Source organism: Sulfitobacter aestuariivivens (assembly GCF_014763045.1).
GTDB classification, from domain to species: domain Bacteria; phylum Pseudomonadota; class Alphaproteobacteria; order Rhodobacterales; family Rhodobacteraceae; genus Sulfitobacter; species Sulfitobacter aestuariivivens.
Genome location: NZ_JACTAG010000001.1, coordinates 1618529 through 1634061, shown reverse-complemented (window position 1 = coordinate 1634061; position 15533 = coordinate 1618529). Strand labels below are relative to the sequence as shown.

The 15533-nt window shown below is 60.3% G+C and carries 13 protein-coding genes; 10 read left to right on the top strand and 3 right to left on the bottom strand.

Annotation, left to right across the window (positions count from 1 at the left end; genetic code table 11):
- Positions 1-3 precede the first annotated feature (3 nt).
- From H9Q16_RS08030 to folD, 10 genes are all read left to right on the top strand, one after another.
- On the top strand, positions 4-1086 hold the full coding sequence (locus tag H9Q16_RS08030) for a flagellar biosynthesis protein FlhF (protein WP_191074795.1): 1083 nt from the start codon (positions 4-6) through the stop codon (positions 1084-1086).
- Positions 1087-1234: 148 nt separating this feature from the next.
- Positions 1235-2560 (top strand): Tol-Pal system beta propeller repeat protein TolB, encoded by a 1326-nt coding sequence (gene tolB, locus H9Q16_RS08025; protein WP_191074794.1) that lies wholly within the window; start codon positions 1235-1237, stop codon positions 2558-2560.
- Between the two features lie 89 nt (positions 2561-2649).
- Positions 2650-3162 carry a peptidoglycan-associated lipoprotein Pal gene (gene pal / locus H9Q16_RS08020; protein WP_191074793.1) on the top strand — a complete coding sequence of 171 codons (513 nt, stop codon included), beginning with the start codon at positions 2650-2652 and terminating at the stop codon, positions 3160-3162.
- 10 nt (positions 3163-3172) lie between these two features.
- Positions 3173-4006: a tol-pal system protein YbgF gene (gene ybgF / locus H9Q16_RS08015; RefSeq protein ID WP_191074792.1), complete on the top strand. Its 834-nt coding sequence runs from the start codon at positions 3173-3175 to the stop codon at positions 4004-4006.
- A gap of 4 nt (positions 4007-4010) precedes the next feature.
- Positions 4011-5270 carry a tRNA lysidine(34) synthetase TilS gene (gene tilS / locus H9Q16_RS08010; protein ID WP_191074791.1) on the top strand — a complete coding sequence of 420 codons (1260 nt, stop codon included), beginning with the start codon at positions 4011-4013 and terminating at the stop codon, positions 5268-5270.
- 98 nt (positions 5271-5368) lie between these two features.
- Entirely contained in the window at positions 5369-7300 is a 1932-nt protein-coding gene (ftsH, locus tag H9Q16_RS08005; protein WP_281403097.1) for an ATP-dependent zinc metalloprotease FtsH, read from the top strand.
- 107 nt (positions 7301-7407) lie between these two features.
- Entirely contained in the window at positions 7408-7989 is a 582-nt protein-coding gene (locus tag H9Q16_RS08000; RefSeq protein ID WP_191074790.1) for an MOSC domain-containing protein, read from the top strand.
- 15 nt (positions 7990-8004) lie between these two features.
- Positions 8005-8724 carry a hypothetical protein gene (locus tag H9Q16_RS07995; protein WP_191074789.1) on the top strand — a complete coding sequence of 240 codons (720 nt, stop codon included), beginning with the start codon at positions 8005-8007 and terminating at the stop codon, positions 8722-8724.
- Positions 8725-8907: 183 nt separating this feature from the next.
- Positions 8908-10584 (top strand): formate--tetrahydrofolate ligase, encoded by a 1677-nt coding sequence (locus H9Q16_RS07990; RefSeq protein ID WP_191074788.1) that lies wholly within the window; start codon positions 8908-8910, stop codon positions 10582-10584.
- 379 nt (positions 10585-10963) lie between these two features.
- Positions 10964-11866 carry a bifunctional methylenetetrahydrofolate dehydrogenase/methenyltetrahydrofolate cyclohydrolase FolD gene (gene folD, locus H9Q16_RS07985; protein ID WP_191074787.1) on the top strand — a complete coding sequence of 301 codons (903 nt, stop codon included), beginning with the start codon at positions 10964-10966 and terminating at the stop codon, positions 11864-11866.
- Here folD and H9Q16_RS07980 read toward each other — a convergent pair.
- From H9Q16_RS07980 to H9Q16_RS07970, 3 genes are all read right to left on the bottom strand, one after another.
- On the bottom strand, positions 11863-12231 hold the full coding sequence (locus tag H9Q16_RS07980) for a PaaI family thioesterase (protein WP_216859383.1): 369 nt from the start codon (positions 12229-12231) through the stop codon (positions 11863-11865). The two genes, folD and H9Q16_RS07980, sit on opposite strands and share 4 nt — an antisense overlap.
- 62 nt (positions 12232-12293) lie before the next feature.
- Positions 12294-12956, bottom strand: coding sequence for a ligase-associated DNA damage response endonuclease PdeM (gene pdeM / locus H9Q16_RS07975; RefSeq protein WP_191074785.1), 663 nt, complete (start codon positions 12954-12956; stop codon positions 12294-12296).
- Between the two features lie 39 nt (positions 12957-12995).
- The gene (locus H9Q16_RS07970; protein ID WP_191074784.1) at positions 12996-15449 is read right to left on the bottom strand and encodes a ligase-associated DNA damage response DEXH box helicase; all 2454 of its coding nucleotides are present in this window, start codon (positions 15447-15449) and stop codon (positions 12996-12998) included.
- Positions 15450-15533: the final 84 nt, after the last annotated feature.

Below are 15533 nucleotides of genomic sequence, written 5' to 3'. Positions count from 1 at the left end.
CGCATGGATACCGGCCAATATATCTCGGGCGCGGGGCATCTGATCTTGATCGGCTGGGCGTTTCTGGGCGGTGTCTTTCGTTCTGAACCGCCGCCCTTCGAGATGACCGAGGTTTCGGTGATCACCGGGGCGGAATTTGACGCCATTCTTGCTGCTCAGGTCCCGCCAGATCAGGTGACAGACGTGGCACAGCCACAAGCGCCAGAGATTACGCCGGATGCGCCCGAGGTTGCCGCCGAACCAGATAGGGTGATCGACCAGCCTGTGCCCTCGCAGGCAGAGGCGCCACCCGAAGATAGCCCGCCCGAAGAAGTGCCCGATGCACCGCCGCAGCCAGCAGAGGTCACCGATGCGGCGCCGACATTGGACGACCCTGTGGGCGATGTGGCTGTATTGGCACCCGAGGTTGCCCCCGAAGCAGCCCCGCGCCCGATAGAGCGTGTGGCTCCCGAACCCGTCGCTCAGCCTGATCCCGAAGCCGCCCCCGAGCTTGATCAGCAGCAGGCGGTGGCCCCTGATGAGGCGGGCGAGACGCCGGATGAGCCCCAGGACGCCACGGCCCCTGAAGAAGCCACAACCGAAATTGTCACTGAGGCGACGGCGGCCCCGGCGGCTTCGGTCCGGCCGCCGGGACGCAGACCGGCCGCACCTGAGCCGCAGGTGGCAACAAATGAGGCCTCGCAGGATGACAATGCAGCCGCCATTGCCGCAGCGGTGGCTGCAGCACAAGCAGCCGCTGAGGCTCCTGGCACGCCCGCGCCGAGTGGACCGCCCCTGACGCAAGGCGAAAGGGAATCTCTGCGGCTGGCGGTCAAGGAATGCTGGAATGTCGGTTCCATGTCGTCAGAGGCGCTGCGCACGATTGTGGTGGTTGGGGTGCAGATGAACCGCGATGGCACGCCCATCGGTAATACCATTCGCCTGCTAAGCAGCACCGGCGGGTCGGATGCGGCGGCACGGCAGGGGTTCGAGACGGCGCGCCGGGCGATCCTGCGGTGCGGCGGCAAGGGGTTTGATCTGCCCGATGAAAAATACGGCCAGTGGCAGTCGATCGAGATCACATTTGACCCAAGGAAAATGCAGTGAGGGACCATGCGTCACATCGCCAGCCTGAACCAAACCCGCACCGAGCGCGTTTTTGCTGTGGTGACCAGAGCTGCAAAGTTCCCCTCGCAATCCAGAAAGTCACCGGAAATACTGTAGCGACGTACGATCCTGAAAGGATAAGCCGCCCATGAAAGCCATTATTCTGAGCCTGTTGCTGGTACTGACAGCCGCTTTCGCCGCACCATCGCAAGCGCATGCCCAAGAACCGTTGCGGATCATCATCGACGAAGGTGTGATCGAACCCCTGCCGTTTGCCGTGCCAACGTTTCAGCCTGAAACGGCGGAAGCTGCGCAGCTGGCAAGCGATCTGGCGCGGGTAGTGTCGGATGATCTGACGGGCACCGGGCTTTTCCGCGAAATTCCGGCCAGTGCGTTTATCTCAACCGTCAGTGATTTCAACGCACCGCTGCAGTACGCCGACTGGAAAGCGATCAACGCGCAAGCCCTGATCACCGGGGCGGTTGCGGTGACCGGAGATCAGGTCACGGTAAAGTTTCGCCTCTATGACGTCTTCTCGGGTGCTGAGCTGGGCAACGGGTTGCAGTTTGCGGGCACGACCGATGCCTGGCGCCGCATGGCGCACAAAGTGGCGGACGCGGTCTATAGCCGGATTACGGGCGAAGGCGGCTATTTTGACAGCCGGGTGGTCTATGTCTCCGAAACCGGACCCAAGGATGATCGCCGCAAGCGGCTGGCGATCATGGATTATGACGGGGCGAATGTGCAGTACCTGACCGATTCAGCTGCGATTGTGCTGGCGCCGCGATTCTCGCCCACGGGTGACCGCGTCCTTTACACCTCGTACGAAAGCGGATTTCCGCGCATCTATGTGCTGGATATCGGATCGGTGCAGCGCCGTGTGCTGGAAAGCGCCGAGGGCACGATGAGCTTTGCGCCACGCTTTTCCCCCTCTGGCCAGACAGTAGTTTTTTCGCTGACACAGGGCGGCAATACGGACATTTATACGATGGATATCGCCTCGGGCGCGTCGGTGCGGCTGACCAATACGCCCGCGATCGAAACTGCCCCCAGCTTCTCGCCTGACGGCACGCGCATCGTTTTCGAAAGCGACCGCTCAGGCTCTCAGCAGCTGTACATCATGCCGGTCACAGGCGGCGAAGCACAACGTATCTCCTTTGGAGAAGGGCGTTACGGCACGCCTGTATGGTCTCCGCGCGGCGATCTTGTTGCTTTTACCAAGCAGAACAAGGGGCGCTTTCATATCGGTGTGATGCGGCTCGACGGGTCGGAAGAACGGTTGTTGACAGCGTCATTCCTGGACGAAGGGCCCACATGGGCGCCCAATGGGCGCGTCATCATGTTTGCGCGCGAAACCCAGGGCGCAGGCGGGTCTTCATCGCTTTATTCGGTCGATATCAGCGGGCGCAACCTGCGGCCCGTGCGCACGCCCGAGGGCGCATCTGACCCATCGTGGTCGCCCTTGCAGCAATAGTGACAGCACTGGCAATTCCCAAAACAGGGTGCCTGTGTTACGAAAAGGTTAATGAGCGAAAACGCCGTAGTTAAACGAGAGGCAGATTTATGAAACGTATCCTGACCAGCATGATCCTGATGGCAGCGCTTGCCGTCACCGCCTGCACCAATCCGGGCCGTTTTGGCGGCCAGGACGTCGGTGCAACCGCGCCCGCCAGCGGCGGCATCATCCCCGGCAGCGCCAACGACCCGACCTCGCTGGCCTATTTCCAGCAGGCTGTCGGTGATCGCGTGCTGTTTGAAGTGGACCAGTCTAACCTGACCGACATCGGACGCAGTACACTGGACGGCCAAGCGACCTGGTTGCTGACCAACATCGATTATGCCGCCGTAATCGAAGGGCATGCAGATGAGCAGGGCACACGCGAATACAACCTCGCGCTTGGCGCCCGACGGGCCAATGCTGCGCGCGAATATCTGATCTCGAAGGGCGTGCCGGCCACGCGCTTGCGCGTTGTCTCCTATGGCAAGGAACGTCCGATCGAGATTTGTTCAGAAGAGGCCTGCTATGCCAAGAACCGCCGCGCGGTGACCGTGCTGGCGGGCGGGCTGACAAGCTAGGGTTCCAGCAATGAAAACACGATTTATTGTGGCATTGGGACTGGGGCTGATGATCAGCCCCTTTTCCGCGTTTGCGCAGGGCGATCAGACGCTTGCAGACATCCGGCAGGAACTGACGGTCCTTTTTGTCGAAGTGCAAAAGCTCAAGCGCGAGTTGTCCACCACTGGTGGTACGGCCGTTGATACCGGCACTGGCACAGGGTCTGTGCTGGAGCGCGTGAACGCAATGGAAAGCGAATTGCAGCGACTGACGGCCAAGTCCGAAGAACTGGAGAACCGCGTTAACCGGATCGTAGCCGATGGCACCAACCGCATTGGCGATTTGGAGTTCCGACTGGTTGAGCTCGAGGGGGGCGATGTTTCGGCTTTGGGCGAGACGACGACCCTTGGCGGTGCGGGTCAGGCGACGACGCAGGCCCCGCTGACGGCCCCGGCCACCCCCACGGATCAGGCAGAGCTTGCAGTGGGCGAAAAGGCCGACTTTGAGCGGGCGCAGGAGGCGCTCGCAAACAGTGACTTTCGCACCGCCGCAGACCAGTTTGCGACCTTCAATCAGACCTACCCGGGCGGACCGCTAGCAGCCGAAGCCGAGTTGCGCCGCGGCGAGGCGCTCAAAGGTCTGGGCGATGACCGTGAAGCTGCACGCGCCTTTCTTGCAAGCTTTAGCACCAACCCCACAGGGCCGCTTGCCCCGCAGTCCCTTTTCGAACTTGGCCGGTCGCTGGGCGTGTTGGGCCAGGTAAACGAAGCCTGCGTGACGCTTTTTGAGGTGACCTCGCGGTTTCCTGAAAGCCCATTTGCGGCAGATGCGACCGCACAACGACAGACACTGCTGTGCCCGTGATCTGATGACCGGGAAACGCCTCACCCAGCAGGTCTCGGATGCTTTCATGGCGCATCCACCTGCGATAGTCGGTGTGGCGGTATCAGGCGGCGGCGATTCCATGGCCCTGCTGCATTTGATGCACGGGCTGTGCACATTGCATGGGACCAGGCTGCGGGCTGTGACGGTGAACCATGGTTTGCGCGCGGATGCCGCGACAGAGGCCGATTTGGTGAGCCGTTTTTGCGCAAAGCTGGGCGTGCCGCATGATACGCTGCTTTGGGATGCCTGGGACGGAACCGGAAATCTGCAGAACGAGGCGCGGAATGCGCGCTACGATCTGATGGCTGCCTGGGCGCGGCAACACAATGTGTCCACCATTGCCATCGGGCATACTGCTGATGATCAGGCTGAGACGGTGCTGATGCGGTTGGCGCGCCGGGCCGGGGTCAATGGGTTGGCGGGGATGTCGGCGCGGTGGATGCGCGACGGGATTACCTGGGTGCGCCCGTTGTTGGCCGCTACACGCGACGACTTGCGGTGCTACCTGCAGGCCCAGCATATCGAGTGGATCGATGACCCTAGCAACGAAGACACCCGGTTTCAAAGAGTGCGGGCGCGCAAGGCCCTCGCAACCCTTGCGGATCTTGGAATTGACGCAGAGGGACTAAGCGAGGTCGCCGCCAATATGGCGCTGGCCCGAACGGCGCTTGACTGGCAAACCTTTCTGACCGCGCGCGATATCGTCGAAATCGACGCAGGTGCCGTTGTTCTTGACGAACGCAAGATGCGGGTCCTGCCCGACGAAATTCAGCGCCGCCTGCTTGTGCACGCTGTCAACTGGATCAGCGGTGAAACCTACCCGCCGCGCCGGGCGGCCCTTGCCAATCTGATGCAGGCCCTGAGAAAGGGGCAGGCGGGCACCGCCGACGGGGTTCATGCGCGCCGCATCGGGGGCAAGATCTGGGTCTTTCGAGAACTCAACGCAGTCGCCGATGCGCAGACCAAACCAGATGATCTGTGGGACGATCGCTGGCGGGTCTATCCGACCGAACCGATAGACCGAACAGAGAAAATCACCGTACGCGCACTTGGGCCAGAAGGGTTAGAGCAATGCCCCGACTGGCGTGCATCAGGGCGGCCCCATGCCGTGCTTTTGTCGACCCCCGCAATCTGGCAGGGAGACAAGGTTATCGCCGCCCCCCTTGCCGGAACGGGCCAGAAATGGCATGCGCAGGTGGACGGCGGCGAAGAGACCTTTTTTGCCGCACTACTTACGCATTGAACATGGGGCCATCGTCTCTATCTTAAGGAGGTGGCTGACCATGTGGGTCGGCGCTGTGGTTGCAAAACACCGCGGCTCCCGGATTTAGGAGGATTTCCTTGGGCAACGCTCGTAATTTCGCCTTTTGGGTTGTTTTGATGCTGCTTGTGCTGGCGCTGTTCAACCTGTTCAACGGCTCTTCCAACGGTTTGCAAAGCAACGAAGTGACTTATTCCGAATTTGTGGATTCGGTCGAAACCGGCGAAGTCCGCTCTGTCATGCTTGATGGTGAACAGGTGCTGTTTATCAAAGCGGATGGGGAATACTCCACGATCAAGCCAGATGACGCAGAAATCACGTCTTTGCTTATTGAAAATGATGTTCTGATACAGGCGCGTCCGCAGGAACAGTCGGGCTTTCAGACCTTCCTGATGTCGCTGTTGCCCATTCTGCTTCTGATTGGCGTCTGGATCTACTTCATGAACCGGATGCAGGGCGGCGGCAAAGGCGGGGCGATGGGCTTTGGCAAATCCAAGGCCAAGATGCTGACCGAAAAGCATGGTCGGGTGACGTTTGACGACGTCGCGGGCATTGATGAAGCCAAGGAAGAACTCGAGGAAATCGTCGAATTCCTGCGCAACCCGCAGAAATTCTCGCGCCTTGGTGGCAAGATCCCCAAAGGGGCGCTGCTTGAGGGTCCTCCGGGTACCGGTAAGACCCTGCTGGCGCGTGCCATCGCCGGCGAGGCTGGCGTGCCGTTCTTCACCATCTCGGGTTCTGACTTTGTGGAAATGTTCGTCGGTGTCGGTGCGTCCCGTGTGCGCGACATGTTCGAGCAGGCCAAGAAGAACGCGCCCTGTATCGTCTTCATTGACGAAATTGACGCCGTGGGTCGTCATCGTGGAGCAGGCTACGGCGGCGGCAATGACGAGCGTGAACAAACGCTCAACCAGTTGCTGGTTGAGATGGACGGTTTCGAGGCCAACGAGGGTGTGATCATCATTGCGGCCACGAACCGTAAGGATGTGCTGGACCCCGCGCTGCTGCGCCCCGGTCGTTTTGACCGTCAGGTCACGGTCGGCAACCCCGACATCAAGGGACGTGAGAAGATTCTTGGCGTGCACGCGCGCAAGACACCGCTTGGCCCTGACGTGGATCTGCGCATCATCGCACGCGGCACGCCCGGATTTTCCGGTGCGGATCTGGCCAACCTCGTGAACGAGGCCGCATTGACCGCCGCTCGCATTGGGCGCCGTTTTGTGGCAATGGCAGATTTTGAATCCGCGAAAGACAAGATCATGATGGGCGCGGAACGCCGGTCGATGGTCTTGACGCAGGAGCAAAAGGAAAAGACCGCGTATCACGAGGCAGGCCATGCCATCGTCGGCATCTCGCTGCCCAAGTGTGATCCGGTCTACAAAGCCACGATTATCCCGCGTGGCGGTGCATTGGGCATGGTCATGAGCCTGCCCGAGATGGATAAGCTGCAGATGTTCAAGGACGAGGCCGAACAGAAGATCGCCATGACCATGGCGGGCAAGGCGGCTGAGATCCTCAAATACGGCGCGGATGAAGTGTCGTCTGGGCCAATGGGCGATATCATGCAGGCCAGCCAGCTGGCGCGTGGGATGGTGATGCGCATGGGCATGTCCGACAAGGTCGGCAACATCGACTACTCTGAAGCCGCCGCTGGATATCAGGCCAACGGCGGGGCGGGAGGCTTTTCGGTCTCTGCGGCCACGAAAGAGCTGATCGAGAACGAAGTGAAGCGGATCATCGACGAGGGCTATGACACGGCTGTGAAAATTCTTTCTGAAAAGAACGAGGAATTCGAGCGGCTGGCGCAGGGTCTGTTGGAATATGAGACGCTGACGGGCGACGAGATCAAGCGTGTGATTGCGGGGCTGCCTCCAACAGCAGAGGATGACGAGGACGATGATGCCTCGGACGAGGGCAATGCACCTAGCATCACAGCAATTCCCAAAGCCAAGGGGAAGGTGCGCAAGGACCCGCCGTCAGAGCCGGGGCTGGAGCCCGAACCCTCCGTTTGATCAGGCGCGCTGATTGCGCCTCACACAAAAACAAGGCCCCGCCCGCGCGGGGTCTTTTCTTTTGTGCGGGCAAAAGACAGGGTGGGCCAAACTGACCGGAGAATACTGTGGCTGAGCATCGCAAGACCGACTTCATCGCAAAGATCACCTGGATCGGGCGTGTGCCCAAAGACCCAAGCGGCATCCGATCCGAAGCGATGGACGTGCTGCCGCTGACCTATGCGGGCGTGCCAGGTGAACAACACGAAGGTCTGACACGCGCGTCCTGTGTGCGTGTGAAGGATCGGCATCCTACGGGGACCGACATTCGAAATACCCGACAATTGTCGATCCTGTCGGCTGAGGAAATGGCGGAAATCGCCGCCGAGATCGGATTGGACGCGCTGGAACCAGAACAGCTTGGCGCTTCATTAGTGATCGAGGGCATTCCCGATTTCACATACGTCCCGCCGGCCTCTCGTTTGCAGGCAGACGATGGCACGACCATTGTGGTCGATGTTGAAAACGGCCCCTGTAACTGGCCTGCCAGGGAGATCGAGAAAGACGCGAAAGGCCACGGCAAGGCCTTCAAGGCCGCGGCGCGCGGCAAGCGAGGCGTGACGGCCTGGGTCGAACGGGAGGGGACGTTGAAAGTCGGCGATACGCTGAAGTTGTTCATACCAGATCAGCCAGCATGGCCGCATGGGTAACCATTCAGGCACGGCATGACGGAACCCGCCGAGACCGAGAGTGTTTTTGAGACCTGGTCGCCGGTCACGCGGGATTTTGGCCTGATCGATGCCTCCGTTGATGCAGTAGCTGAGGCAAGTATCGCGTGGCGCAAAGCGACATTTGGCGCGCAGAACGTCGATGTCACGCGCAGCGACGGGCCGTTGGCGGCAAGGTTTGCGGCTTTGGCCCCTTTATGCATCGCCAAGAACCGCACTTTGCTTTTGCAGACAACGGCGGGCTGGACGGCTCATTTTGCAAATGGCATTTCAGGATCCGATCCGGCGTCAGCGATGCCACATCTGGTGCGCACATTGGGTGTCCGGGCTATGCGCATTTGTGTGGCGCCGGCCACCGCACGGTATCGCGGCGTGATCTGGGAAGTTTACGATCCGAACGACAGTCAAGATACAGCCGGTGTGACCCGGCGGTCGATAGCCGCGGCCAACGACGGCGGGCGGTGGGTTTTTGAAACCTTTGGAACCCCATTTCCGTTTGAGCAGGTGCGCAAATATAACGCCCCTCGCAAACGGGACCGGTTCGATCTTGACCTGCTGCAAAGCTACCTCACCGCATTTGGCATTACGGATTGGGGCGATGCATTGCTTTCGCCAAAGGGCGATCCACCGGGATGCATCATTTCTGTGCCGCCTTGGGAGGGTGCAAAACTCTTCACGCTGGACGAAGTTCGGGCGGGTGTTCCTTGGCAGAAGTGAGCGAAACACGGCGGTTTCAGCCAAGCGACAACGCCGAAAATGAAAAAAATGCAAAAAAATTCACGAACACCCTTGTGATCGCCGCGAAGGTGACGCGATAAGTCGGAAATGCCTTATCGGCGATAGCGGGCAAAGCGCTAAGAGAGGCGCAGCGACCCAAGGTGGGCAACAGGGGATTCTGACATGGCTTTCAAGACCGACATCGAAATCGCACGCGAAGCGAAGAAACGTCCGATCCAGGAGATCGGCAAGAAGCTGGGTATCAGCTCGGATGACTTGCTGCCCTACGGTCATGACAAGGCGAAAGTGAGCCAGACGTTCATCAACTCCGTTCAGGACCGCGACGATGGCAAGCTGATCCTTGTGACCGCGATTAACCCCACGCCTGCGGGTGAGGGCAAGACAACAACCACCGTGGGTCTTGGGGACGGCCTGAACCGGATCGGCAAGAATGCCTGTGTGTGTATTCGCGAGGCGTCCCTTGGGCCAAATTTTGGTATGAAAGGTGGCGCTGCGGGCGGTGGCTATGCGCAAGTTGTGCCAATGGAAGAGATGAACCTGCACTTCACAGGGGACTTTCATGCGATCACCTCGGCGCATTCGCTACTGAGCGCGATGATCGATAACCATATCTACTGGGGCAATGAATGCGAGATCGACGTGCGCCGCGTGGTGTGGCGCCGCGTGGTCGACATGAACGACCGCGCACTGCGGCAGATCAACGTATCGCTGGGCGGTGTGGCCAATGGTTTCCCCCGCGAGGGTGGTTTTGATATCACCGTGGCCTCTGAGGTGATGGCGATCCTGTGTCTGGCGCGGGATCTCAAGGACCTGCAAAAGCGTCTTGGGGATATGATCGTGGCATACCGCCGCGACCGGTCGCCGGTATTTGCGCGCGACATCAAGGCTGATGGCGCGATGACCGTGCTGCTGAAGGATGCGATGCAGCCCAACCTTGTGCAGACGCTGGAAAACAATCCGGCCTTTGTACACGGCGGCCCGTTTGCGAATATCGCACATGGCTGTAACTCCGTCATTGCCACGACCACTGCGCTCAAACTGGCGGATTATGTGGTGACTGAGGCCGGGTTTGGCGCTGATCTGGGGGCCGAGAAGTTCCTCAACATCAAATGCCGCAAGGCGGGTCTTGCGCCATCGGTGATCGTGGTCGTGGCCACGGTGCGTGCGATGAAGATGAACGGCGGTGTGGCAAAGGCGGATCTCGGGAACGAGAATGTCGATGCGGTGCAGAAGGGCTGTCCGAACCTCGGCCGTCATATCGAGAACATGAAAAGCTTTGGTGTGCCGGTGGTTGTCGCAATCAACCACTTCGTCAATGACACAGATGCTGAAGTGCAAGCCGTGAAGGACTATGTAGCCGGGCAGGGTGCGGAGGCCATCGTGTCGCGCCATTGGGAGCTTGGTTCAGAAGGATCTGCCGATCTCGCGACCCGTGTGGCCCAGATCGCCGATGGCGATCATGCAAATTTTGCATCGATCTACCCCGACGAGATGCCCCTGTTTCAGAAGATCGAAACCGTTGCCAAGCGCATTTACCGGGCGGACGAGGTACTGGCCGATCAAAAGATCCGCAACCAGCTGAAGGATTGGGAAGAGCAGGGCTATGGTCACCTGCCGGTGTGCATGGCCAAGACGCAGTACAGCTTTACCACGGATCCTGAGCGCCGGGGTGCGCCCACGGGATTTGGGGTGCCAGTACGCGAAGTCCGCTTGAGTGCGGGGGCCGGGTTCGTCGTGGTTATCTGTGGTGAGATCATGACCATGCCAGGGTTGCCGCGTGTGCCGTCGGCTGAGAATATTCGACTGAATGACGACGGTCAGATTGAAGGTCTGTTTTAGGTAAGAGGGCGGGGCGACGCGCGGCTGCGCCGACGCCCCGCCCACCCTCCCGGAGGCCTCCGGCGGGGTCTATTTTTGGTCAGAAAGAGGGGCACCTTTGACCCCCGGACGCGAGGGAGAGTTTGATGAGCAGACCAAACCGCATCCCAGAGGCTGTCTGCCTTTGCGCGGTCTTGATGTGTTCAGGGGCAATGTTTGCGCTTGGTCTATTCTGGGCAGTCACCCTCTGGCAGGCAGGACTAAGCAGCCGTGGGAGCTTGTTGCTTTTCGCGCTTCCTGTGGCCGGGCTCGCCGCTACGATACCGATCTGGCGGTGGTATCGGATTAAATTTGGACATGCCGCAAATGCTGCGGCTGAGCGCAAGACAAAGGAAGAGAAATGACAGCAACCATCATCGACGGTAAGGAATTTGCCGCCCGCGTGCGTGGCCAGGTGGCCGAGCATGTCACCCGCCTGAAAGCCGATAATGACATCACCCCCGGACTGGCCGTGGTGCTGGTTGGCGAGGACCCCGCATCACAGGTTTATGTACGCTCGAAGGGCAAAATGACCGTCGAAGTGGGTATGAATTCAATTGAGCACAAGCTGGATGTGGACACCCCTGAGGCGGATCTGCTGGCGTTGATCGACAAGCTGAACACCGACCCGGACGTTCATGGTATTCTGGTGCAATTGCCGCTGCCCAAGCATCTGGACGAGGATCTGGTGATCAATTCCATCGCGCCGGAAAAGGATGTGGATGGGTTTCACATTTCAAACGTCGGTCTCTTGGGCACCGGGCAGAAATCGATGGTGCCGTGTACGCCACTGGGCTGTCTGATGATGCTGCGTGATCATCATGGGTCGTTGTCCGGCATGGACGCGGTGGTGATCGGGCGTTCGAACATAGTGGGCAAACCGATGGCACAGTTGTTGCTTGGCGACAGTTGCACGGTGACAATTGCGCATAGTCGAACCAAGGACTTGCCTGATGTGGTGCGCCGCGCCGATATCGTTGTAGCCGCCGTTGGTCGGCCCGAGATGGTGCCCGGCGACTGGATCAAGGAAGGGGCCACGGTGATTGATGTGGGGATCAACCGGATTGATGCGCCTGACAAGGGTGAAGGCAAAACCCGTCTGGTTGGCGATGTCCATTTTGAAAGCTGTGCGGCACGTGCCGGTGCCATCACGCCAGTACCGGGTGGCGTTGGGCCGATGACGATCGCCTGTTTGCTGGCCAATACCGTCACTGCCTGCAGCAGGGCCAATGGGTTGCCAGAGCCTGAGGGGCTGACAGCCTAGGCCGGAACAGGGACCATCGTTCCTTGCAAGACAGCGATCAGGGTTTCGGTGCCTTGCTTGACTGCGCGAACTTCTGAACGAACGACACAAAGCCGTTTGCCGGGCTTGATAACCTCGCCGGTTGCGATCAGGTGATCGCCTTTTGCCGGTGCCAGCAAATTGATCTTGATTTCGGCGGTGACGACCTCGAAGTCCAGCGGCAGCATCGTCAACGCGGCATAGCCCGCGGCGGAATCACCAAGTGAAAACGTAAGGCCCGCGTGTCCGAACCCCTGTTGTTGCAACGCAACGGGTAAGATGGGGGCCTTGATCCGGACATGCCCTTCGGACACCTCAAGCAGTTCCGCACCAAAGGTTGCCATCATGCTTTGCGCGGCAAAACTGGAGTGAATACGTTTAACGTCAATCGGTTGCACGATGATCGATCCTATCTTGGCATAGGGACGGCCACGGGTGTGGCGCCGGTGAGGACGGCGTGGGTGCCAGGCTGCATCAATCTGCTGAGCACGTCGGCATGGCTGCGCAGCCCGCCGGTGAATGTGCCATAGGCAGGCAGGATCAACCGGTCCGTGTCGTAGAGAAAAGCGGGTCGCGAAATGGCGCGACCACGTGCACGTACACAAGCCTTGGGATGGTAATGCCCCGACACTTCACCGCGCGCGCCTGGTCGGGCGATATGGCGGAACGTCAGGCGGCCAAGTGCGAGCTCCTGCAGATGACGTCCGCCCATGTCAACGGGGCCGGGGTCATGGTTGCCTTCGACCCAATACCACTGTCGATCGACCTGCAGGCGCGTTATCCAGCGCCGTTCCGTTTCAGGCAGCGCGCGCGCGGCTTCCAGATCGTCAAAGCTGTCGCCAAGGCTGATAACCTTGCGCGCTTTGGTCGCGGACAGATCGTGTTCCAGCCGTGTGAGCGTGTCTTGGGTTTCATATGGCGGCAACTGCGCGCCGCCGCGCCGGGCAATACGCTCTGTCTTTCCAAGGTGCAGATCGCTGACGCACAAAAGCTGCTGCTCCGGCCACCAAAGCGCGCCGGACCCGAGTGCGACAAGGGCTGTCCCATGCAGATTGAAGGAAAATCCGTTCATCCTTTGTTCATGTTTCAAAAGGGAAGATTTGGCAAGGGGTCAGTAGCCCACCCGCCAGCGCGGTTTGTTCGCGGGGGGAGGCGCAAGCTGTGCAAGGCCCGATGCCTCCATCAGGCGGGCAGCCTCTTCGGCCAGCAGGCGCTCTTCGGCCTCGCCCTTGACCGGGATACGGCCGGCCTCAAGAAAGAGCGGTGCGGAAAGCGGTGTGACCCGGGTCAGCCTGCGGTGATCGATCCGGCCTTCGATTCGGGCGATCAACTGTTCGACGCGGCCGAAATCCACAAGGCCCCGCATCGCCTCTTCGCGGGTGATCTGCAGCATCAGGTGGTCGGGGTCATAGCGCTGCAGGGTGTCATAAAGGATATCGGAGCTGAAAGTGGCCTGCCGCCCTGATTTGCGCGCGGATGGCGTATTGCGCTCAATGAGCCCCGCGATGGTCGCTGAGGCGCGGAACGTCCGCTTCATCACCGCATTCCCAGCGAGCCAGGTTTCCAGGCCATTTTGCAAAGCCTCAAGATCAAAAAGCGGGCCAGGGTCGCGCACCGCATCCAGACCCCAGATCAGGGTGGCATAATCGGTCGCGACAAAGCCCATGGGATGCAGGCCCATTTCCTCCATCCGTTTGGTCAGCAGCAAGCCCAGCGTCTGCTGACCGTTGCGCCCGGCAAAGCCGTAGATGACTGTCTGTTCGCGCCCGTCGTGGGGGAAGCTTTCGATCAGTAATCTGCCCGGCTGGGGCAATTGGCTGACCTCACGTTGCAGGTGCAGCCATTCCGCGGTGTGGGCCGGCAAACCGGGCCAGCTGTCTTGGGTGAACATGCGTTGCACCCGATCGGATAGCTGCGTGGAGGTGGCGAATTTGGTGCCCATAAAGGTGGCGATCTTGGGCTTTTTGGCGGCATCGCGACTGACCTCGACCGTCATTTCGCGCAGACCCTCGTAGCGCACGATCTGGCCGCCAATCAGGAAGGTATCGCCGGGGGTCAGCGAGGCGGCAAAGCCTTCTTCGATTTCGCCCAGCGGCTTGCCACCTCGATTGCGGCGCATGCGTACTTTCAGCGTGTCGGTGTCCTGAATGGTGCCGATGTTCATGCGAATGCGCTGTGCGGCGCGGGGGTCGCGCAGCTGCCAATGTCCGTCCTCGCGTTTGATCAGGCGTTGCCAGCGGTCGTAGGCGCGCAGGGCATAGCCGCCCGTGGCGCAGAAATCGAGGCAGGCATCAAATTCTGCGCGACTGAGGTCGGCGTAGGCCCCCACAGACATGAACTCAACATAAAGTGCATCGGCGTCGAACGGACCGGCGCAGGCAGTGATCAGGATGTGTTGGCATAGCACGTCGCGGGGGCCGGGGCCGCGCGGTTCGCCGTCAAGCTCTCCGGCGAGGACCGCGTCAAGCGCTGCGACGCATTCGACCACTTCAAAACGGTTGGCGGGCACCAACAAGGCCTTGGAGGGGGCGTTATAGCGGTGGTTGGCGCGGCCAATGCGCTGCACCAGACGTTTGACGTTCTTGGGCGCCCCAATCTGGATGATCAGATCGACGTCGCCCCAGTCAATCCCCAGATCCAGTGTGCCGGTGCAGACGATGGCCCGCAGGTCGCCGCGGACCATGGCCGCTTCCACCCGTTCGCGTTGTTGGCGGTCGAGAGATCCGTGGTGGATGCCGATGGGCAGGCTGTCATCATTGGCGAGCCACAGATTATGAAAGAAAATCTCGGCCTGGGCGCGGGTGTTGTGAAAGATCAGCGTGGTATTGTGCTGGCGCACCTGATCAAGCACGGCAGGGATCGCATAGGCAGCACCGCCGCCGGACCAGGGCGGGGCCTCGTCGGTGGTCAGCATCTGGATATCGGGGGCCGGGCCGGGATCGGCCATCAGGATCTCGCAAGGATCCGGGTGGCGCGCCATGAAATGCGCAATGGCGGCGGGGTCTTCGACCGTAGCTGACAAACCGACACGCTTGAGATCCGGACAGAAGGTTTGCAGACGCGCGAGGCCCAGCATCATTTGATCGCCTCGCTTGCTTTCGGCCAGCGCGTGGATCTCATCGATCACCACCCGTTTCAGGCCTTTGAACATGCGAGGGGCATCCTCGTAACTGACTAATAACGCGAGGCTTTCCGGGGTGGTCAGCAGGATATGCGGCGGATCGGCGCGCTGGCGTTTGCGCCGCGACTGAGAGGTATCGCCGGTGCGTTCCTCGATGGTGATCGGCAGGTGCATGTCGGCCACAGGTGTCGTGAGATTACGCTTGATGTCAGCGGCCAGCGCCTTGAGCGGCGAGATATAAAGCGTGTGCATCCCTTCGTGCCGGCCGTCTGCGAGATCAACCAGCGAGGGAAGGAACCCCGACAGCGTCTTGCCCCCGCCAGTGGGCGCAATGAGCAGCAAGGCCGGGTCGTCGGAACGATCCAGCATATGCTGTTGGTGCGGGTGGATGTGCCATCCTTTGGTTGCAAACCATTCGGCAAATCGGGGGGGCAGAGGGGTCATGTCTGATAGATAGAGTGCCGGGGGCAAAGGGGAAACAGATGCTTTCGGTATGACGTCGGTGCAACGTCGGTATTACGTCGGTAT

Bases quoted from the DNA above. Each gene is read 5' to 3' on its own strand.
- H9Q16_RS08030 (WP_191074795.1), top strand. From the start codon at position 4: ATGGATACCGGCCAATATATCTCGGGCGCGGGGCATCTGATCTTGATC.
- tolB (WP_191074794.1), top strand. From the start codon at position 1,235: ATGAAAGCCATTATTCTGAGCCTGTTGCTGGTACTGACAGCCGCTTTC.
- pal (WP_191074793.1), top strand. From the start codon at position 2,650: ATGAAACGTATCCTGACCAGCATGATCCTGATGGCAGCGCTTGCCGTC.
- ybgF (WP_191074792.1), top strand. From the start codon at position 3,173: ATGAAAACACGATTTATTGTGGCATTGGGACTGGGGCTGATGATCAGC.
- tilS (WP_191074791.1), top strand. From the start codon at position 4,011: ATGACCGGGAAACGCCTCACCCAGCAGGTCTCGGATGCTTTCATGGCG.
- H9Q16_RS07995 (WP_191074789.1), top strand. From the start codon at position 8,005: ATGACGGAACCCGCCGAGACCGAGAGTGTTTTTGAGACCTGGTCGCCG.
- H9Q16_RS07990 (WP_191074788.1), top strand. From the start codon at position 8,908: ATGGCTTTCAAGACCGACATCGAAATCGCACGCGAAGCGAAGAAACGT.
- folD (WP_191074787.1), top strand. From the start codon at position 10,964: ATGACAGCAACCATCATCGACGGTAAGGAATTTGCCGCCCGCGTGCGT.
- H9Q16_RS07980 (WP_216859383.1), bottom strand. From the start codon at position 12,231: ATGATGGCAACCTTTGGTGCGGAACTGCTTGAGGTGTCCGAAGGGCAT.
- pdeM (WP_191074785.1), bottom strand. From the start codon at position 12,956: ATGAACGGATTTTCCTTCAATCTGCATGGGACAGCCCTTGTCGCACTC.
- H9Q16_RS07970 (WP_191074784.1), bottom strand. From the start codon at position 15,449: ATGACCCCTCTGCCCCCCCGATTTGCCGAATGGTTTGCAACCAAAGGA.